Raw genomic sequence first — 19,616 nt, forward strand, 5'->3', positions numbered from 1 at the left:
GTAAGAAAATACTTCTTCAAATCAAAGACGGAGGCTGGATGTGATAAATGCGCCAAACCCTGATTATTGTCTACAACAGTCTCTTATTAGCAGTTTTTTGATACTTTTAGGCTCATGGGCAAAGTAGCCAAACAAAGTATTCAGACCACCATTTTTTCTTATCTGGGCGTAGTAATAGGATATGTCAATGTACTTTGGCTATACCCATATGCCTTAGATGCCTCGCAGCTAGGTGCATTTCGAACTATTCAGGATTTGGGGTTACTATTTGTTCCTTTTGCCCAATTGGGTGTGGGACACGGAATTACCCGCTATTTTCCTCAGCTCAAATCCAATCAATCGGCATTCCTTAGCTATGGACTGGCATTTTCCATGGCTGGGTTTGTTCTAGTGAGCACTGTCTTCCTAGGATTTAAAACACAAATCATTGATCTCTTTGCGGTAAACTCACCGGAAGTCATAGACTTTTTTGGAGTGGTGCTATTGATCACATTATTCGCCTTGCTGAGTAGTATTTTGGATGCTTACAGTCGCTCATACGTCAAGGTAGCAGTTCCTACATTGATGCGGGAAGTGTTTCTTCGACTTCTCACGGGAATTTTGGTTGGAGCATATCTGCTCAAATGGATAAATTTCGAACAAGTAATGTTTGGACTGGTAGCAGTGTATGGATTTGCGTTTATAGGTGTACTGGTATATTTGCTATGGCTCGGCGTACTCAAGCTTGATTTTCGCTGGAATACCTTCCCAAAAGGATTTCGTACGTCATTTATCCAATTCAGTCTGGTCACCTTCTTGGCTACGGCAGCTTCTACTTTGATTATGAAAATAGACAGCATCATGGTGAGTTCTATGATAAGTTTAGAAGCAAATGCTATTTATACCATTGCATTTAGCATGGCTTTGGTAATAGAGTTGCCGCGCCGAGCCATATCTCAGGTGGTAATGCCAGTCATCGCTGATCACTTCTCCAAAGGAAATCACGAGGAAATCAATACACTATATAAGCAGGTCTCTAACAGGCAACTTTACATCTGTTTGCTTCTTTTCATATTACTCTGGTCAAATCTCAATTCACTTTATCACTTTATCCCAAACCGTGAAATTTATGAAACAGGGAAGTATGTAGTTGTGCTGATTGGGCTTGGCAAACTCATGGATGTAGCATTTTCGGTGAATAGCGAAATATTAGTATTCTCTAAGCACTACCATTTCAATCTGGTAGCTACCATAGGCATGAGTATTTTGATTATAGCCTTGAACTATTTGATGATCCCCATTTATGGAATAGAAGGAGCGGCCATGGCATCGGTGGCAGTTATGTTTCTTTTCAATCTAGTTAAGTACCTATTTTTGAAAATCAAATTAGGCTTTGAGCCATTTTCTAGAGAGACTATCAAGATAATTTCCGTAGCGACAATAGCCTTTTTACCAGTAAACTACCTATCACTTGACATTCATCCCATTATTAATATAATAGTTAACAGCTTATTGATTTTTGGACTTTACCTTCTTGCATCTAAACTTCTGGGTGCAGGAAAGGAAGAAATGGAATGGGTAAAAAGCAGACTAAAATTTAATAAATAGTGTAATCCAATTCAGGAAAAGAATTCATCCCGTTTCAGTCACTGAAAAAAAGTAGAAAGTAATGGTAGATAAGTAAATTCCTGCCAAAACATTTAAATGGAGAGCATAAAATATCCTAGCCTTATCCAAATTTTATTTTATAATAAAATAAAAAAGCCACAGCTTTCGCTGTGGCTTATAAACTTGTTTAAAATTGGGGATGCTTATTTAGAGAACATGGTAAACATCCACATTCTTTTCTCAATGTCACCCACAAATTTTGTAAGCAAATCGGCAGTTGCAATATCATCTGCTTCTTCAGCGGCTTTAGCAGCTTTTCTATGCGACTGGGCTAGAATACCTAGTCCATCTATTACATGCTTTACACATTCGTCTCCGTTGGAAACATCAGTAATTTCTTTGTGAATCGTGTTTTTTAAATAATCAGAATATGCATGCAAAGGTTTAAAACCAATGGTTACAATTCTCTCTGCCAGTTCATCAATATTTTCATAGAGCTGTGTATAAAGTTCTTCAAATTTAACGTGCAGGTCAAAGAAATTTTCTCCTTTAACATTCCAGTGAAATCCTCTTACATTTTGATAATAGATGTGGTAATCGGAAAGCAAATCATTAAGCTTATCTGAAACATTTTTCATCGCCTTATTGTCCAATTTCAAATGATTTGCGAGTGTTGCTTTAGTGGTTGTCATATCAATATATTTTTTAGATTAAAATTTATATGCATTATTATCCAAGGGCCGTGCCATCATGCTGCATTCAAAAGGAAACAAGACTCTTACCACTTGCAAGACAATAGTATTTTGAATTATAGTTAGAGGATGAAATTTAAATTGGTATTGAAGGTTTTATGATAATTTACCCCAAATCAGTACGGAGTAAAAAATTCCCCAAACCGTTGAAATTAAATTAAGGAATATGCGAAAAAGTTTGACGGCTAACCTATGATTATATGAAATTTCCACAAAAAAGCCTGGAATAAATTCCAGGCTAGGTGTTGTCAACTTTTCTTATAAATCGTACTGTTTCATCTTATTGAAAAGAGTTTTACGGTCAATACCAAGTTGCTTAGCAGCCTGAGTACGATTGTATTTCACTTCTTCGAGCACTTTTTTCAAAACTTCTGCTTCTGCTTCTGCAGCCGCATCCTTTAAATTTAAAGGCATTTTATTCGATCGACTCTCTGATCTCTCAGAATCAGATTCAGAGAAACTAAATTTATTGGAATAAACTATCTCTGGTGGAAGTGCAGAGACTGACATCTTGCCTCCGTCTGTCAGAAGAGTGGCCCTACGGATTACATTAAGCATTTCCCGCAAGTTTCCAGGCCAAGGATATTCTTTCAAAACATCCATTACCTGCTCATCAAATCCAAATACTTTTTTATTTAATTCTTCATTGGAGAGCTCAAGGAAATGATATGCAAATGCTTCAATGTCCCCTTTTCTATTTCGTAAAGGTGGTACCGTTATGCTAAATTCATTGAATCTAAAATAAAGATCCTCTCTGAATTTGCCATCAGAAACAGCTTTTCTCAGATCTTCATTGGAAGCCACCAGGATCCTAACATCTATGGATTTATCCTTCGCTCCTCCTATCCTTCTCAACTTACGCTCTTGAACCAATCTCAATAGTCCGACTTGGGTTTCATAAGATAAGTTAGCTATCTCATCCAAAAAGATCGTACCTCCATCGGCCAGCTCAAACTGACCTGGCTTCTCAGCCAGAGCTCCCGTAAATGATCCTTTCTCGTGTCCCCAAAGCTCACTACCAGCAAGTTCTTTGGTAAGTGCGCCACAATCTACCGCTATAAATGGTTTTCCTGCACGCTCACTTTGATCGTGAATTGTTCGTGCTATATTTTCTTTACCTGCACCACTTTCTCCGTAGATTACTACACTTAGACTTGTCGGAGCAACTAAGGCAACTTCTTTGTATAATTTTTTTGATTCTGGTCCAGTTCCTTTTAGAAATCTTGAATTGGATTTCTGAGTTTTACTGTCAGATTGATTTTTTAGCTGGGTAGCTTTGGTAAATGTTTGAGTATTTGATTTGCTCGCTTTAGAAGCTGAAAGTGCCCGCTCAATCAGATTAATTATTTCATCAGGAATCAACGGTTTGGTTACATAATCAAATGCACCGTTTTTGATTACCTCTACAGCTATCTTTACGTCGGCATAACCAGTAATGATAGCCACTTGAGTACCAGGTGAAATTTCTCTTACTTTCATCAGCACATCTCTACCTTCCATGTCGCGCAACTTGAAATCGCAGAAGATAAGATCAAAAAATGTTTTTTTGACCATATCCAGCCCATTCTTTCCTGAAATTGTAGTTTCGACATCATAGCCCTTTTTAGTAAGGAATCTATCCAAAAGCTGACAGATGTCGATATTATCATCAATTACGAGAATCTTCGCCATGATATTATTTAGTATTGTTTGAGTTTATTAGTTGGGTTTGGACCACTTGATCCAGTCGAGCAATATTGAATGGCTTGCTTAAAAAATCCAAAGCTCCGTATTGAATTGCTTCCAATTTTACTTCACTGTGATCAAAAGCACTCATCATTATAACTTTAAATTTTTTGTCACCTGAGTTGATATGCTTAAGTTCTGATAACCCGTTTCCGTCTGGAAGGTTTACATCCAAAAAAACCAACTCTGGGCTGGAATTATTAAATAGCTTTCTACCCTCTTCGAGTGTGCCTGCTGACATTACAGAATAACCTTTCCGACCCAAAAATCTGGATAAAAGGGATCTTATTTCCGGTTCATCATCTATTACTAGAATTAGTTTACTCTTCATCACGTAGTCATCTACTCTATTTAATCTAGGGCACATTCATTTTTTCGGTTGGATGTTTTTGTATGAAAAACATAGGATTAGATTCAAAGAAAAGGTGCAGCTAAAGGCCACACCTTTTCAAAACTATTCTAAACCTATTTCATTTCGCTTTATCTACTTTATCTTTGGCAGCTTGAAGAGCTGTCTTTGTAGCTTCAAGACCTTCGGATTTAGCTTCCAAAAGTCTACTCTTAACGTCGCCCATCAGGGATTGAAAATCACCTAGCAGGCTATTAAGTTTTTCTTTCTGGGGGCCAAAATCATCTTTATTCTTATAAAGATAGGCACCTACCATGGCTCCGGTAAGTAATCCGCTCAGCCATATAGTTTTATTTATTGTTGATTTAGTCATGATTTTAGTACTTAGTGGTTAAATTTTAAATTCTTAATAATAAAATGAGTAGAGTAATTGTTTAAATGTTAAACTGACCTACCCGAAATCAATCTGAATAGTACAGCAATGATAGCTAAAACAAGTAATACGTGAATCAATCCTCCAGCACTATAGGCAAAAACGCCTACAAGCCATCCGATTAGAAGAATTACTGCGATGAAATACAATAACGAACTCATAGTTTTGGTGTTTAGGTTGTTTGATTTATTTAAATCTGTTAGTTCAACAGGTATGCCCTAAATAGAATATTAGTATCAAATCAGGGTTAACAGCCCCAAATAGTGCCATAATTAGAATTTTCAAAAAAACGATTTCATATAATTTTAGATTTTTGAGTATAAAATTCCCCAATTCTGGGAAAATAAAAATGAAAAGCGAACAAAATCCCTCTATCCGTCAGGTCAAGATCTATTCGATAGTGACCGTTATACTTATTGTCATTGGAAGTGGGGTCTCCTATTGGACCGCAGGAAGAATAGAATTTTATACTGATGCTGTAAGACATACATCCGAAGTGCTTCAATGTACAGATCAGCTTTATTCAAGCATTCTGGAGAGAGAAACTAACATCAGAGGATATATCATTACAGGAAATGAAGAATTTCTTACTCAGTACCACCAATCCAATTTGAACGCAGATGCACTGTTGATACAGCTTAAGCGGTTGACCGTTGATAACGGAATCCAGCAAAACAATGTAGAGGAACTCAGAGGTCTAATTAACTCGAGAGTAAGGACCTTCAATGCTACGATTGATTATATTAAGGAGCATGGTGACTTAGATGGCTTCCTCGATCCATCCAAAACAAATAGTGCACTCAGCGGCTATAAGATGATTAGAGCGGTTGTTCTTCGGATCAATAAGGTGGAAGACAATCTTTTTAGGGGAAGAAATCAAAGTTTGATTAATAATATTAATGCGCTTCCGTTTATCGTTGGCCTTATTTCTATATTCTCAATTACCGTAGGATTAATCACTTTCTTCTCCATCTACCAATACAATAAGGCCCAGGTCACAGCCAATGCCGAGATCGCGGTGTATCAGGAAAAATTAAGAGACCAAATCAAACTTCTAGATGACTCTAATAAAGAATTGGAGCAATTTGCCTATGTAGCTTCCCATGATTTACAAGAACCATTACGTAAAATAACGGCGTTCTCTGATCTACTAAAGGAACAATATGCTGATAAGTTGGAAGGTGAAGGGGATTTGTATCTGAACAGAATTACCGCTTCAGCAATAAGAATGAGGCGATTGATTACTGATCTATTGGAGTATAGTAGAGCAGGAAGAATTGATATTGAAAAGGTCAAAACGGTCAAATTATCCAAGGTAGTTTCCGATATGTTGGATGATTATGAAATGGCTATTCATGATAAATCCGCAAAAATTACTTTAGGTAAATTACCTAAGGTACAAGGGACTGAAACAGAATATCGGCAGGTATTTCAAAATCTAGTTTCAAACGCATTAAAGTTCTCAAATCAGAAAATCACGCCGGAAATCAGTATTACTTCTGAAAAAGCAAGTAATGAGCTCATAACAAAATACCCTAGTCTGGACACGACACAAAAATATTACTTGATCAAAGTAAGTGATAATGGAATCGGATTTGAAAAAGAACATGCGGATAGAATTTTTTCCATCTTTCAACGGTTGCATGGCAAAGAGGAATATGAAGGAACCGGAATAGGTCTTTCTATCACCAGAAAAATAATAGAAAAGAATGGAGGCCTTATCTTTGCTGAAAGCAGCCCTGGAAAAGGAGCAACATTTAATATAATCCTACCATCCATAAGCACATAAGTGCTTATTATCCAAAATAGCAAGGGAAAATTATTATTATCAAAATCATTCTTATCTTTTCATCAATTATCAACCATTGTCAGTCAAAGACTTTATGCTCATGTCCTTCGAGAAACCCATCCAAATCCTAGTCGCAGAAGACGATGAAGATGATAAGTTATTAATCCTAAAAGCCTTTGAAAGGACCCTGCCAAAGGAAAAAGTAACCTGTGTGGAAGACGGAGAAGCACTTTTGAAATATTTAAAACGGAGTTCCCCTTACAATGATCTGGACAAATACCCCACTCCGGACATCATTCTTCTTGATCTCAACATGCCACGAAAAGATGGCAGGGAAGCTCTGGCAGAAATAAAAAGTATTGACGAGCTTAAATCCATTCCAATAATAATTTTCACTACTTCTAATAGTGTGGATGATATCAAGATTACTTATAAAATGGGATCCAGTAGTTACATCACTAAGCCAGGATCCTTTGAGGAATTAGTTAGAGTCACTGAGGAAATAGAAAATTACTGGTCTAAAACAGTACTGTTACCAGGATAATTATAAAACATGAATAGTTCAGAAAGAATACGAATACTTTACGTAGATGATGACCCGGACGATTTCTTTCTGGTATCTACACTTTTAAAGAGAATCACTGATACTACCTATGAATTAGAAAGTGCCACCAGTCTGGAAGAAGCTATTCCTAAGCTAGACAAAAACTACGATGTATTTCTGGTAGATTATAGATTGGGAAAAGACACCGGTCTTGAGCTTATTCACGAAATTAAAAACATCAGAAAACATGCCCCTGTAATCATGCTTACCGGTATGAGTACAGGAGATATTGATAGAGAAGCCCTTACCATAGGAGCTTCAGACTATCTTGTCAAGGGTGACTTTGATGCACAAATCCTAGATAGAACACTTCGGTACGCAATCCGGGACGCCCATTTGATGGAATCACTGGATAGTGCTGCTGTCAAATTCAGATCAATCTTTGAATTGGCAAGTGATCCTTTTCTGTTAATGGATGATGAAGGTGAAATAATTGAAGCCAATCCTGCTTTCCTCAGGAAATTTGGTACAAATGCCTTCGACCCTGATTCCCACAAAAGTTTTTTCTTTAAGAATCTCCTTCCGGACGAATCCTCCCGTCAGGAACTTGAAGATATATTCTTTAAGAATCAAGAGATTTATGATATGGAATCGTTAATGACAGTGGAGAATGGTCACAGTATTAACAGCCTTATCAGCATAGTGAAGCAGGATGTGAGTATCTATCAGGTTTTGATAAAAGATCTAAGTGCTATCAAGGCCAAGGAAGAAGAAGAATTGAACCTTAAAAAATTCTCATCTACCGGTAGGATTGCCAGGCTTTTGGCTCATGAAGTAAAAAATCCTTTGACTACAATTTTACTTTCGGCTGATCAATTACACATGGAGTTACCCGAGGCAGTTTTGGAAGAAAGCGGCGACTTGATCGATGTAATCAGAAGAAACTGTGACCGGATCAATCACCTCGTTACACAGCTTTTGGACAGCACCAGATTTTCAGAATTGGATGCAAAAATCCATTCTATAAATTCTCTACTCGACGAAGCTCTGGAACATGTCAAAGACCGAATAGACTTTAAGGGCATAACCATCCAGAAGCAATATCAAGCTGATATTTGTGATATTGAAGTAGATGGGGAGAAAGTAAAAATTGCACTTGTCAACCTTATAGTTAATGCGATAGAAGCTATGGCTGAAAGGACTGGAAAACTTATGCTAAGAACCAGTGCAAAAGGAAATCAATGTAGAATTGAGATAAAGGACAACGGCGAAGGAATACCAAAGGAAAATCTAGAGCGCTTATTTGAACCATTCTTTACCAGCAAGGCCACAGGATCAGGACTTGGACTTACTAATACACAAAATATTATCCTTAGTCATGGCGGGGCAATTCGTGTGAAAAGCGAAATTGGTAAAGGAACTTCATTCCTGATTACCTTTAATATACCAGGTTGATATTACTAAAAACAAATTTCGATCCCCTCAAACATAAAATTTGAGGGGATTTTTTTTACCTTAATTACTTACTATCGGATGCCCACTATAACCCCAACCAAATGAAATTTGTACTTTTTACTGGAATTGTAATCTTCGCATTTTCAACATTGAATCTTTGCATGGCACAGGATGAACCCATTAAATTATTAGCAGAAAATCCCCATTATTTTGAATTCAATGGCAAGCCTCTAGCACTCATCACCTCCGCAGAGCATTATGGTGCTGTATTGAATGAGAGTTTTAATTATGAAGAATACCTTCACACACTGAAGGATGAAGGGATGAACTATACCCGGATATTTATGGGAAGTTATTTTGAAATTCCCTCAAAAAGTTTTTCTATACAGCACAACACACTCGCTCCAGAAGCGGATAAGATTACTGTTCCTTGGCTGACAAGTGCTGAAAACGGCTTGATCAAATATGATTGGAACTCAACAAATCCAGCCTATTATGAACGCTTAAACAAATTCATGGAACTAGCGCAGAAACTGGATATCATCGTAGAGGTCACTCTTTTTTCCTCCATTTATAACGACGATCATTGGGAGATGAACCCACAAAATCCCAAAAATCGTCTGGGGGATTCCGCTAGCTTGGATAGGGAACTAGTTCATACCGCAGAGAATGGTGAATTACTGAGTCTCCAAAAAACGTATGTTTCAAACTTGGTGAAAGAACTTAATGGCTACAACAATTTCTTTTTCGAAATCCAAAATGAACCTTGGTCTGACAGACCTCAAACAGCTTTAAACATCGCAAATACCTATGCACTCGATGGCCCAAACTGGCAAGTAAAAGTGGACGTAGCGGATGAAAAATCTTTAGCATGGCAGGAAATTATTGCAGAAACCATTTCCAGTACAGAGACTAATCTTCCTAAAAAGCACCTGATCGCACAAAATTATTCCAATTTCAAAGCTCCCCTGACTTCCGTATCACCACATATCTCTATTCTTAATTTTCATTATAACTGGCCAGAGTCTGCTACTTGGAATTACCATTGGAATAGAGTTATCGGATTTGACGAATCAGGATTTGCAGGCTCAGAGGATATGGTATATCGCAGGCAAGCTTGGGCGTTTATGCTTTCTGGAGGCGGGCTATTTAACAACCTGGATTATTCCTTTTTTGCTGGGAAAGAAAACGGAACTGGAGCTAATGAGGCTCCGGGAGGGGGAAGCAAAGCTCTGAGGAAAGAACTTATGATCCTTTCTGAGGCGCTTCATTCTATTGATCTAAAAAGTGCTAAGCCGGCCCAGTCATATTTATTGGCAGCGCCAGGCATGATCGGATACATGCTCAGCACTGAAGATGAAAGTTGGCTGGCATATTTCATCGATGCGGGAGAATCCAATTCACAAGTAATCATTCATGCTGAAGACCATACTAGTTTCAATGTTGAGAGCATTGATACACTGACTGGTGAAACTAAATATCTTGGAAATGTCACCACCAATAACGGGAAATTAGAATTTCCTGTCTCGCTGATAAATGGTGAAATAGCATTAAAAATTACTCCAACAAAAGAATTTTAATGATCGAGTTTCAGGCAAAAATCGCTGCATTTGAATTTAATCACTGGCAATACCATATACCTATACCTGAGGATATTTCCAGCAAAATGATGGATGACACACATCGCCGGGTATTGGTTTGGATTAAAGATGAAGGACCATTTCATATGGCTCTTATGAAAGCGAAGGATTACTGGTATGTCTTGGTGAATCAGGAACTCAGAAATCGTTTTAAGCTAGATGAAAAGAATTCATTTGCCGTAAAAATTGATCGTGATCATAGCGAATATGGCCACGAAATGCCCGAAGAACTCCAAGTCTTAATGGATCAGGATGAAGAAGGTGCTCGATATTTCAAAACTCTCACTCGAGGTAAGCAGCGCATGATGGTCTACACTGTGACCAAAGTAAAAAATCCTGAAAGTAGAATGAAAAAAGCTCTTGCCATCATTCATCATCTCAAACTGGTGAAAGGCAAACTTGACTACAAACAACTCAATGAACTTATTAAATATTACAATAACTTATAAGGAATAGTCGCTGACCTAAAAGACATTTTGTATTTTAGAATTTACTCAATTCCCCTAATAATGAACAAACTGCCAGAAATAAATTGCGATTTAGGTGAAGGCATGCCAAATGAAGAACTAATTTTTCCTTTGATCGACACGGCCAGTATCGCCTGTGGAGGGCATATTGGCGACGAAAGTACGATCAGTCAAAGCATTCAATTAGCATTAGAGCAAAAAAAGAAAGTTGGTGCCCACCCCTCCTATCCTGACCAGAAAAACTTTGGTAGAAAATCGATGAAAATCGCTGATAAGGATTTGAAAAAATCAATTTTAATTCAAATTCTCAAGTTTGAGCAAATGGCTGAAAAAGCTGGTCTGCCCATGGATCATATCAAATTTCATGGAGCACTTTATAATGATGCTGCCGCAAATCCTGAATTAGCTGATAGTCTGACCGACTTTGTGGCCACATATTTTCATAACACGCCAATTCTAGCGCCCCCACATTCCCAAATGGAAAAATATATAATCCAGAAAGGTTTAAAACATAGAGTTGAAGTATTTGGAGATCGGCGGTATTTGGAAAATTATCAGTTGGTACCCAGGTCAGTTTTTGGATCTCATATGATTTCGGAAATAGATATTTCACAACACTTGAAAACCTTAGTGGAGAATGGATATTTTCTCTCAGATACGGGCAAGAAACTTCAAATAAAAGCTGACACGATCTGCTTTCACGGAGACAATCCAGGAATTGCAGACTTTTTACCATCGATCAGAAAAAAGTTTTGGTCATGAAGCCAAAAGTAAGGCAAATCACCCCAGTGATTTATGAGTTTGAATGGAATTCTATCGTTTCAGATGAATTACTTCAGTATCAATTAAGTTTCAAAACTAAGATTCAGGAAGCTTTCATAAGTGAGATTCACGAACTTCGGTTAGGCTTCAAAACTCTTTCAATAGTATTTCGAAAAGCTTTTGAATCATTTATCCTTCATGATTGGCTCAACTCTTTTACTCCGGAACAAACTTCCAATCAGCTTCCTGAAAAAATCTGGGTAATTCCAGTTTGCTATTCCATAGAAACTGGACGCGACCTCGAGGTCTTAGCCAAAAACAAAAACCTTAGCCAGGAACAGGTAGTAGAAGTTCACACTGGACCTCTTTACAGACTTCATTTCTATGGGTTTTTGCCTGGTTTTATGTATTTAAATGGACTTTCTGAAAGCTTATATACTCCTAGAAAAAGTATTCCTGACCGCTCAGTACCAAAGGGTTCGGTGGCCATAGGTGGATCGCAAACTGGCGTCTATCCTAGCCCAAGTCCAGGAGGTTGGCACTTGATAGGACAAACCCCTATTTCACTTTTTAATCCCTATCAAAATCATCCTGTATTTGCTTCAGTAGGAGAACGAATAGAATTCTTTCCTATCACCAATAAGGAATTCGACCGATTGACAAGACATCCTCAAATGCCAGCATCTAAATGAGCCAGGAAATAGGATATTTGAAAATACTGAAAACCGGACCAGGAACATCAGTGCAGGATTTGGGCAGATTTGGATTTGCAGAATATGGTGTGCCATTCTCAGGAGCTGTAGATACCCGATCATTTTCATGGGTTAACCATCTCTTGAAAAATGAACAAACTGATGCCGTCCTTGAAATCTGCCAGCCGGGATTGAAACTACATTTTGATAAGCCAACGCTAATTTGTCTCGCTGGTGCACAAGCAGACATCAGACTTAACGGAGAAGAGGTTTCTCCTTACGGAATACTAGTAATAAATACGAATGACCAACTGGAAATAGGAAAATTTCACCGAGGTTCAGTCTTATATCTAGGAATCAAAAATGGTTTCCAATCTGAAAAAGTAATGGAATCCAGAAGTTGGTTATCCGGATTGACCAGCTCAGGTTCTGCTAATAAGGATGATCAAATCCAGTATTTCGCAAGCCATAAACCACCAATTTTTACTGCATCCAAAGCAAAATGGGATTTCAACTGGGCACAGGATGAAACTATCGCAGCGTATCCCGGACCAGAATGGGATTTGTTATCTTATGAAAATCAGAAATTTATAGAATCGATGGAGTTCACTATCTCTAATGTCAAAAACAGAATGGCGATACAATTAGAGGAATTGCTCCCAAACTCAATTCCTGAAATGGCCACGGCTCCTGTTTTCCCAGGGACGGTTCAGTTGACTGCAGGAGGAAAACTGATTGTTTTGATGAAAGACGCTCAAGTCACTGGAGGATATCCGAGGATTCTTCAGGTAGATCAAAAAGGTCTCTCCATATTAGCCCAGAAGAAAGCCAAGCAAACAATCACATTTAGATTGATGGATTTTTCTGGTTTTGGAACTCCCTCGAAGTAAGTGAGATATAAATAAAAGTAGTTTAAGACTTGAGGAAAGTCATAAAGCCTGTTATCTTAAGCTATACTTTGACAATTAGACCTTATGGATAGTACTTTAAAACAACAGATTATAGATCAGGAAATGAATCCTGAAACCGTCGCCCAACAGATTGAGCATTTTGAAAACGGTTTTCCTTTTTTAAAAATCACATCACCTGCTACCCCAGGAAACGGAATCAAAGTCTTAAGTGATGATGAGCTGGAACATTTCCTAAGCACTTATCCTGAAAAAGCATCTCAGGTGGAAGTCTTGAAATTCGTGCCTGCCAGTGGCGCTGCATCGAGAATGTTCAAGGATCTTTTTGCTTTTTTAGAGGGAGATGGGGACATCAGCAAATCAGCCTTTGTCCAGAAATTCATGAACAACATTGAAAAATTTGCCTTCTATGATGACCTTAATGAGGTACTGGAAAATCAGGGAAGTAGCATTAGTCAGGCACTGGACTCAAAAGATTACAAAAGCATTTTGGCAGCTTTATTATTGGATGAAGGCCTTGGCTATGGTAATCTTCCAAAAGGCTTATTGAAGTTTCACAGGTATGAGGATGGGAGAAGAACCCCAGCCTATGAGCACCTGATAGAAGGCGTACAATACGCTGTCGGGACAGGATCTTTGGTAAAAATACACTTTAGTGTATCCCCTGAGCATGCTCCCAAATTTAAAGCAGAAATCGAAAAAATACTCCCAGAAATAGAGGAGGAATTTGGGGTGAATTTTGAGATTACTTACTCTCAACAGAAAAAGTCCACAGACACCATTGCAGTAAATACTGATAATTCACCATTCACTGAAGAGGATGGAAGTATTCTTTTCCGACCTGCAGGTCATGGAGCTTTGCTAGAAAATCTGAATGATGTATCTGCTGATCTGATCTTTATCAAAAACGTGGATAATGTTGTTCCTGATCGATTGAAACCCGATACGAAGAATTACAAAATGGCAATCGGCGGTTTGCTCCTGGAAGTACAGGAAAAAGTTTTTGATGCATTGAGAGGTTTGGAAAATGATCCAGATGAAGCCGCCGTTGAAAAGGCTGAGAAAGTAGTGACGGTCGATTTAGGAGCAAAACTTCCAGAGGATTTTTCTACACTTTCTGTTGAAGCCAAGGCAGCATTTCTACAGATCAAGCTCAACCGTCCAATTCGTGTATGCGGCATGGTAAAAAATACCGGCGAACCCGGCGGAGGGCCATTCTGGGTAAAAGAAGATGACGGTTCCCAATCACTTCAAATCCTGGAAACTGCGCAGATTGATTTAGATAACCCTGCATCCAAAGAATTCCTCAATTCTTCAACCCACTTTAATCCGGTTGACTTGGTTTGTGCTACACGAAATTATAAAGGAGAACCTTTTGACCTGTTGAAATATCGGGATATGATGACAGGATTTATCACTGAGAAATCCAAAAGCGGAAAAGATCTTAAAGCGCTGGAATTACCAGGCCTTTGGAATGGTGCGATGTCAGGCTGGAATACAATCTTTGTGGAAGTGCCTATAATTACCTTCAATCCTGTAAAAACAGTAAATGATTTATTAAGGGACGAACACCAATAAATATATAAATGCTGAAGTGAAAGTTTGAATATTTCAGACTTCTCACTTCAGCTTTCTTAAATTTACTCTTCTTTTTTGCCTTCGTACAAATCGTATTTCAGCAATCGGCAGTCAATCGTACCATTCCAAAACTCAATTCTCCGATTTGCTTTTAGACCAATTTTTTTAGCCAGTTCCAGATTTCCCGTGAAAATATAACCTCTGTATCCGGCGCATTTCTGCTTTAGAAAGTCTCCCATTCTCTTGTAAGTAATCTCCAAGTCATCATTCTCCCCTAGCCTTTCACCATATTCCGGGTTAAACATAATCACTCCGCGAGGTCCTTCCGGAATTTCTGTTTCCGCAAAATCACAAACCTGAAATTCTATCATATGATCCACACCTGCCGTGATTGCATTCTCCTGAGCAAATGAGATCGCCTGAAGAGAAATATCTGATGCGATGATCTTGAGATCAGGAAGCTCCATGATTTTACTTTCAAGCTTCTTTTTCTTTGCTAAAAAAGCCTGCTCATCATATCCTAATATATGCTGGAAAGAATAATGATCTCTGTAAAGCCCCGGATAACGTTTAGTTGCCATCAGCGCAGCTTCTATAGCCAAGGTTCCCGAACCGCACATAGGATTTATAAAAGGAACTCGGGTATTCCATTCAGTAGCGTAGATCGTCGCTGCTGCTAGCGCTTCCATCATCGGTGCCTTTCCCGGAATTTTTCTATAACCATGCTTGGCAAGAGTATCTCCGGAAGTATTAATATATACTGAGCATTGGGTGTCTTTCCAATATACCTGAAAAACCAAACCGTTAAAATCTGATCCCGAATCAGGTCTGCGTCCCTTCAACTCACGAAAACGATCCACAATCGCATCTTTTACCTTTACATTCACGATTAGTGGAGTAGTGATACTTTCGTTCTCAGCTACAGAATTTACAGAGAAATACCCATCCACATCCAGGTAATCCTCCCATGGAATAGCTTTAAAACGTCGATAGATATTATCGGCGTTTCTCAGGTAAAAAGATTTTATTTCGTAGAGAACTTGCGATGCGGAGCGTAAATAAAGATTGAGATCCATACACTCTTCCATAGTTGCTCTTAGCTCTATACCTGTCCGGGTGACTGATTCCGGTACAAAACCAAGTTCACGAACCTCCTTTTCCAGATAAGAAACAGAGCGATCCTTACAGGTGACAAAAACTTTTCCTTTGAGATTAAAATCAAGCATGCGCAAAAGTAATGAATGCCCATGAGAAGTTCTTCCCAAAGCCATGGATGATTGGTTATGTTAACCCACCAACATAAAGCAATTATTAATTAAGAGGGATTCTTTTCCGCTCTTCATTCAGAGCTTACTATTCATCAATTTTAGGGATATACTCGCAAACGATTGCGTAACTTAACATAATTGAGTTTGCGGCAGTGGCAGTAAATCTTGAATTTTATAGTGAACAATAACACCTTAACTAATGAAATACACCCGTAACATTTTCGCGGTTTTAATAACTTCGACAGTACTTTTCAGCTGTTCTACCGAGCAGAAATCAGAAGATGGATGGACAAATTTATTCAATGGAAAAGACCTCAGTGGATGGAAACCAGTCGCAGGAACTGCCACTTTCGAAGTAGTGGATGGAGTAATCGAAGGAACTTCTGTAGCTGGTTCTCCCAACACTTTTCTGATCACTGAGGAAACCTATGGTGACTTCATTTTGGAGCTTGACCTTAAGATCGAGCATCTCACGAGCAATTCCGGAGTAATGGCTAGAGGGCAATATGACCCTGCTGCCCGGGATGGTAAAGGGTTGGTATTTGGATACCAAATCGAAGCCGATCCAACTGAAAGAGCATGGTCTGGCGGTGTATATGATGAAGCTAGAAGAGGTTGGCTATACCCGTTAGATCTAAATCCCGATGCGAAATCGGCCTTCAAAATGGGAGAATTCAATCATTATAGAATCGAAGCCATAGGTAATGAAATCAAAACCTGGATAAATGGACAGGAAGTTGCTTACGTGGTGGATGATATGGACAAGACCGGCTTTATTGGTTTACAGGTTCATAGTATACAAAAGCCTGAAGATGCGGGAAGAAAGACCTCATTTAAGAATGTAAAAATACAAACAGAGAATCTTCAGACTGAGCCGTTTGACAAAGACATTTTTGTGGTCAACAATTCTCTAAATTCTTTAACTGAGTATGAGAAAGAACATGGTTGGAAGTTACTTTTCAACGGTCAGAATTCTGATGGCTGGAAAGGAGCTTACAAAGAGACATTCCCGGAATCCGGCTGGTCAGTGAACGATGGGATTCTAACTATTGCACAGACGGATGGAACTGAATCCACGAATGCCGGTGATATCGTGACCAATGAGCAATTTTCTGCCTTTGATTTTGCCTTTGATTTCAGGCTCACAGAAGGAGCAAATTCTGGGGTGAAATATTTTGTGACTTTATCTGAAGGAAATGAAGGTTCGGCTATAGGATTGGAGTATCAGGTTTTGGACGATGAAAAACACCCGGATGCAAAAATGGGAAGAGACGGAAACCGAACATTAGCTTCACTTTATGATCTTATCAAAGCTGATAAGCAACCACGTTTTATCCACCCGATAGGAGAATGGAATCAGGGAAGAATTGTTGTGACTCCGGACAATAAAGTCACCCATTACCTTAATGGTGTAAAAGTGGTCGAATATGAGAGAGGATCTCAGGAATTCCGTGACTTGGTAGCAATCAGTAAGTATGCGAAATGGGAAAATTTCGGAGAAGCTCCAGAAGGCCATATTCTTCTCCAGGATCATGGCAATGAGGTAAGCTTTAAAAACATCAAAATTAAGCCTTTAAACTAAACCCAAAATGAAAAAGAATAACAGAAGAGACTTTATAAAAAAATCTGCTGCCGCAACTGTAGGCTTCTCAGCTTTGGGATCTGCTGCTTTTTCTGCAAAATCCTATGCAAGAATCATTGGAGCTAATGAAAGATTAAATATTGCTATTGCAGGATTAGGAAGACGACTTGGAGCTTATTATGAGCCTATCGGATTGAAATCAAGCAACGTAAACCTCCTTTACCTCTGCGATGCAATGGAATCTCAAATGCCTAAGGCAGCAAAGAACTTTCAGAAGCATATAGACTATACTCCCAAATTGGAGCAGAATGTCATGAAAGTGATGGATGACAAAGAAGTGGATTGTATGATCATCGCTACTCCAGATCATTGGCATGCTCCGGGTACTTGGTTGGCTTTGGAGAGAGGTAAAAATGTATACGTGGAAAAGCCCTGCTCCCATAATCCTCGGGAGGGGGAATTACTTATTGCCCTACAGAAAAAGTACGATAAAGTAGTACAGATGGGGAATCAGCAGCGCTCAGCACCTGAAAGCCGTGAAATCATCGAAGCCATTCACAATGGAGCTATTGGAAAAGCTTTTATGGCCAAAGCATTTTATAGCAATAATCGTGGGGCAGTTCCAAATCCTGTGGCAGCACCTGCTCCTGATGGGTTGGACTGGGAAATGTTCCAAGGACCTGCTCCAAGAAAAGCGTATACTCATGACACCTGGGATTATAACTGGCACTGGTATGGATGGGAATATGGGACTGCCGAAACTGGAAATAATGCCACGCACGAACTGGATGTTGCCCGCTGGGCTCTGCAGGTAGACTATCCTCAGGAGGTCCAGGTGACAGCTGAAAAGCGACACTTTCCAGAGGACGGTTGGGTAATGTATGATACAATGGATGCTACTTTCAAATTCGAAAATGGATCTGTAATCCAATGGGATGGCAAGAGCAGAAACAATTATAAAACCTACGGAAGTGACAGGGGAACAATAATTTATGGTACAGAAGGTTCGGTATATGTAGATCGTGGTGGGTACAAGCAATTTGACAGGGCTGGGAAAGAGATCAAAAACAGTATGTCTTCAAGTAACGAAGCCGGAACTGCACTTGGAGGTGGTGGTGATATGAGTACAACTCACGTCGTTAACTTTTTCAATGCAGTACGTGGACTGGAAAAACAAAATTCAAATATTGAAGAAGGAGCGGTAAGTACCCTACTCTGCCACCTTGCCAACATTAGTTATAGAACAGGAGTAAGTCTGATCTGCGATCCGATGAATGGCCATATCAAAAATTCAAAAAAAGCTGCTGCACTTTGGACGAGAACTTATGAAAAGGGATGGGAACCTCCTAAAATATAGAATCAATTTTTCTATAAGTATAATGATACCTGATCACATATTGATCAGGTATTTTTTTTCAGGATACTTTGACAGTCACCTTCTATATCTCGCTGATCTAGAAGAAAGATCGATGACTTCCGGCAGTCTTTAACCGTCTAAAAATTTAATTAGTATTATAAATCAAAGTAAGGCTCTAAACATTTTGACTTTGCTCAATGTAGCACGGGGCGCTTGATTTTAATGAGAATTAGGGACTTTATATCATTTATTGGATATAGAAGGGCGAATGTTGATTCGCCCCTACATAGCTCATAAAGGCGATTATGAAAAAGTCCCATCGGGACGACCCATGGGTAGCCCAGGGTTTTAACCTTGGGATAAAGGATTATATTCATTCAAAAGCGCTGGACTGGAATTATCATTTGGAACTAAGGCGTTTTGCCAGCAAGATGGAAACGGATCCATTGGAAAGTTAAAAGTTGGAGGTTAGGAAGTTGGAAGCTGGAAGTTGGAGGTTGTTTATCTGAAATTTAAAATGAAGGAATTGGGAATTTAAAATGGAGAGGGATTTGGGATTATGATAGCATGCCTTAGGTATGCAATCTGGGTAGCCCAGGGTTTTACCCTGGGATAGACGATTATATTCATTCAACAGCGCTGGCCCACGATCATCATTTGGAATAAAGACGTGTTGCCAGCAAGATGGAAACGGAAATTATTTTGGGATTTACCTGTGGTGATCTCTA

The 19,616-nt window shown here is 38.9% G+C and carries 19 protein-coding genes; 13 read left to right on the forward strand and 6 right to left on the reverse strand.

What is annotated here, in order from left to right:
* The first annotated feature begins 114 nt into the window (after positions 1–114).
* Positions 115–1,587 (forward strand): polysaccharide biosynthesis C-terminal domain-containing protein, encoded by a 1,473-nt coding sequence (locus tag AACZ73_RS16030; protein WP_339879382.1) that lies wholly within the window; start codon positions 115–117, stop codon positions 1,585–1,587.
* 203 nt (positions 1,588–1,790) lie between these two features.
* On the opposite strand, the gene AACZ73_RS16035 is transcribed toward AACZ73_RS16030, so the two are convergent.
* From AACZ73_RS16035 to AACZ73_RS16055, 5 genes are all read right to left on the reverse strand, one after another.
* A complete protein-coding gene (locus AACZ73_RS16035) occupies positions 1,791–2,279 on the reverse strand; it encodes a DNA starvation/stationary phase protection protein (protein ID WP_339879383.1) in 489 nt (162 codons plus the stop codon).
* 318 nt (positions 2,280–2,597) lie between these two features.
* Positions 2,598–4,010, reverse strand: a complete 1,413-nt coding sequence (locus tag AACZ73_RS16040) for a sigma-54 dependent transcriptional regulator (RefSeq protein ID WP_339879385.1) — start codon at positions 4,008–4,010, stop codon at positions 2,598–2,600.
* Positions 4,011–4,014: 4 nt separating this feature from the next.
* A complete protein-coding gene (locus tag AACZ73_RS16045; protein WP_339879387.1) occupies positions 4,015–4,431 on the reverse strand; it encodes a response regulator in 417 nt (138 codons plus the stop codon).
* Positions 4,432–4,534: 103 nt separating this feature from the next.
* Positions 4,535–4,786: a hypothetical protein gene (locus AACZ73_RS16050; RefSeq protein WP_339879389.1), complete on the reverse strand. Its 252-nt coding sequence runs from the start codon at positions 4,784–4,786 to the stop codon at positions 4,535–4,537.
* A 68-nt stretch (positions 4,787–4,854) separates the two neighbouring features.
* Positions 4,855–5,007 (reverse strand): lmo0937 family membrane protein, encoded by a 153-nt coding sequence (locus AACZ73_RS16055; protein WP_339879391.1) that lies wholly within the window; start codon positions 5,005–5,007, stop codon positions 4,855–4,857.
* A 188-nt stretch (positions 5,008–5,195) separates the two neighbouring features.
* Between AACZ73_RS16055 and AACZ73_RS16060 the strand changes: the two genes are divergently transcribed.
* From AACZ73_RS16060 to AACZ73_RS16100, 9 genes are all read left to right on the forward strand, one after another.
* Positions 5,196–6,635, forward strand: a complete 1,440-nt coding sequence (locus AACZ73_RS16060; RefSeq protein WP_339879393.1) for a CHASE3 domain-containing protein — start codon at positions 5,196–5,198, stop codon at positions 6,633–6,635.
* A 100-nt stretch (positions 6,636–6,735) separates the two neighbouring features.
* Positions 6,736–7,179, forward strand: coding sequence for a response regulator (locus AACZ73_RS16065; RefSeq protein WP_339879395.1), 444 nt, complete (start codon positions 6,736–6,738; stop codon positions 7,177–7,179).
* Between the two features lie 9 nt (positions 7,180–7,188).
* Positions 7,189–8,634 (forward strand): ATP-binding protein, encoded by a 1,446-nt coding sequence (locus tag AACZ73_RS16070; RefSeq protein WP_339879396.1) that lies wholly within the window; start codon positions 7,189–7,191, stop codon positions 8,632–8,634.
* A 101-nt stretch (positions 8,635–8,735) separates the two neighbouring features.
* Entirely contained in the window at positions 8,736–10,214 is a 1,479-nt protein-coding gene (locus tag AACZ73_RS16075; protein WP_339879397.1) for a hypothetical protein, read from the forward strand.
* Positions 10,214–10,723 (forward strand): YdeI/OmpD-associated family protein, encoded by a 510-nt coding sequence (locus AACZ73_RS16080; RefSeq protein WP_339879398.1) that lies wholly within the window; start codon positions 10,214–10,216, stop codon positions 10,721–10,723. Before AACZ73_RS16075 ends, AACZ73_RS16080 begins: the two co-directional genes overlap by 1 nt.
* A 60-nt stretch (positions 10,724–10,783) precedes the next feature.
* On the forward strand, positions 10,784–11,503 hold the full coding sequence (locus AACZ73_RS16085; protein WP_339879399.1) for a LamB/YcsF family protein: 720 nt from the start codon (positions 10,784–10,786) through the stop codon (positions 11,501–11,503).
* Entirely contained in the window at positions 11,500–12,195 is a 696-nt protein-coding gene (pxpB, locus tag AACZ73_RS16090; RefSeq protein ID WP_339879400.1) for a 5-oxoprolinase subunit PxpB, read from the forward strand. Before AACZ73_RS16085 ends, pxpB begins: the two co-directional genes overlap by 4 nt.
* Positions 12,192–13,085, forward strand: coding sequence for a biotin-dependent carboxyltransferase family protein (locus tag AACZ73_RS16095; protein WP_339879401.1), 894 nt, complete (start codon positions 12,192–12,194; stop codon positions 13,083–13,085). The genes pxpB and AACZ73_RS16095 overlap by 4 nt, the downstream gene beginning before the upstream one ends.
* Positions 13,086–13,169: 84 nt before the next feature.
* The gene (locus tag AACZ73_RS16100) at positions 13,170–14,681 is read left to right on the forward strand and encodes a DUF4301 family protein (protein ID WP_339879403.1); all 1,512 of its coding nucleotides are present in this window, start codon (positions 13,170–13,172) and stop codon (positions 14,679–14,681) included.
* A 62-nt stretch (positions 14,682–14,743) separates the two neighbouring features.
* Here AACZ73_RS16100 and AACZ73_RS16105 read toward each other — a convergent pair whose 3' ends face one another.
* Positions 14,744–15,907, reverse strand: coding sequence for a class I SAM-dependent RNA methyltransferase (locus AACZ73_RS16105; protein ID WP_339879415.1), 1,164 nt, complete (start codon positions 15,905–15,907; stop codon positions 14,744–14,746).
* 241 nt (positions 15,908–16,148) lie between these two features.
* Between AACZ73_RS16105 and AACZ73_RS16110 the strand changes: the two genes are divergently transcribed.
* The 3 genes from AACZ73_RS16110 (at position 16,149) to AACZ73_RS16120 (ending at position 19,346) form a co-directional block, all read left to right on the forward strand.
* Positions 16,149–17,531, forward strand: coding sequence for a DUF1080 domain-containing protein (locus tag AACZ73_RS16110; RefSeq protein WP_339879404.1), 1,383 nt, complete (start codon positions 16,149–16,151; stop codon positions 17,529–17,531).
* A gap of 7 nt (positions 17,532–17,538) precedes the next feature.
* Positions 17,539–18,888 carry a Gfo/Idh/MocA family oxidoreductase gene (locus AACZ73_RS16115; RefSeq protein WP_339879406.1) on the forward strand — a complete coding sequence of 450 codons (1,350 nt, stop codon included), beginning with the start codon at positions 17,539–17,541 and terminating at the stop codon, positions 18,886–18,888.
* A gap of 305 nt (positions 18,889–19,193) precedes the next feature.
* On the forward strand, positions 19,194–19,346 hold the full coding sequence (locus AACZ73_RS16120) for a hypothetical protein (RefSeq protein WP_339879408.1): 153 nt from the start codon (positions 19,194–19,196) through the stop codon (positions 19,344–19,346).
* The last annotated feature ends 270 nt before the right edge of the window (positions 19,347–19,616 follow it).

Source organism: uncultured Algoriphagus sp., from assembly GCF_963974835.1.
GTDB lineage: Bacteria > Bacteroidota > Bacteroidia > Cytophagales > Cyclobacteriaceae > Algoriphagus.

Bases quoted from the DNA above. Each gene is read 5' to 3' on its own strand.
- AACZ73_RS16030 (WP_339879382.1), top strand. From the start codon at position 115: ATGGGCAAAGTAGCCAAACAAAGTATTCAGACCACCATTTTTTCTTAT.
- AACZ73_RS16035 (WP_339879383.1), bottom strand. From the start codon at position 2,279: ATGACAACCACTAAAGCAACACTCGCAAATCATTTGAAATTGGACAAT.
- AACZ73_RS16040 (WP_339879385.1), bottom strand. From the start codon at position 4,010: ATGGCGAAGATTCTCGTAATTGATGATAATATCGACATCTGTCAGCTT.
- AACZ73_RS16045 (WP_339879387.1), bottom strand. From the start codon at position 4,431: ATGTGCCCTAGATTAAATAGAGTAGATGACTACGTGATGAAGAGTAAA.
- AACZ73_RS16050 (WP_339879389.1), bottom strand. From the start codon at position 4,786: ATGACTAAATCAACAATAAATAAAACTATATGGCTGAGCGGATTACTT.
- AACZ73_RS16055 (WP_339879391.1), bottom strand. From the start codon at position 5,007: ATGAGTTCGTTATTGTATTTCATCGCAGTAATTCTTCTAATCGGATGG.
- AACZ73_RS16060 (WP_339879393.1), top strand. From the start codon at position 5,196: ATGAAAAGCGAACAAAATCCCTCTATCCGTCAGGTCAAGATCTATTCG.
- AACZ73_RS16065 (WP_339879395.1), top strand. From the start codon at position 6,736: ATGTCCTTCGAGAAACCCATCCAAATCCTAGTCGCAGAAGACGATGAA.
- AACZ73_RS16070 (WP_339879396.1), top strand. From the start codon at position 7,189: ATGAATAGTTCAGAAAGAATACGAATACTTTACGTAGATGATGACCCG.
- AACZ73_RS16075 (WP_339879397.1), top strand. From the start codon at position 8,736: ATGAAATTTGTACTTTTTACTGGAATTGTAATCTTCGCATTTTCAACA.
- AACZ73_RS16080 (WP_339879398.1), top strand. From the start codon at position 10,214: ATGATCGAGTTTCAGGCAAAAATCGCTGCATTTGAATTTAATCACTGG.
- AACZ73_RS16085 (WP_339879399.1), top strand. From the start codon at position 10,784: ATGAACAAACTGCCAGAAATAAATTGCGATTTAGGTGAAGGCATGCCA.
- pxpB (WP_339879400.1), top strand. From the start codon at position 11,500: ATGAAGCCAAAAGTAAGGCAAATCACCCCAGTGATTTATGAGTTTGAA.
- AACZ73_RS16095 (WP_339879401.1), top strand. From the start codon at position 12,192: ATGAGCCAGGAAATAGGATATTTGAAAATACTGAAAACCGGACCAGGA.
- AACZ73_RS16100 (WP_339879403.1), top strand. From the start codon at position 13,170: ATGGATAGTACTTTAAAACAACAGATTATAGATCAGGAAATGAATCCT.
- AACZ73_RS16105 (WP_339879415.1), bottom strand. From the start codon at position 15,907: ATGCTTGATTTTAATCTCAAAGGAAAAGTTTTTGTCACCTGTAAGGAT.
- AACZ73_RS16110 (WP_339879404.1), top strand. From the start codon at position 16,149: ATGAAATACACCCGTAACATTTTCGCGGTTTTAATAACTTCGACAGTA.
- AACZ73_RS16115 (WP_339879406.1), top strand. From the start codon at position 17,539: ATGAAAAAGAATAACAGAAGAGACTTTATAAAAAAATCTGCTGCCGCA.
- AACZ73_RS16120 (WP_339879408.1), top strand. From the start codon at position 19,194: ATGAAAAAGTCCCATCGGGACGACCCATGGGTAGCCCAGGGTTTTAAC.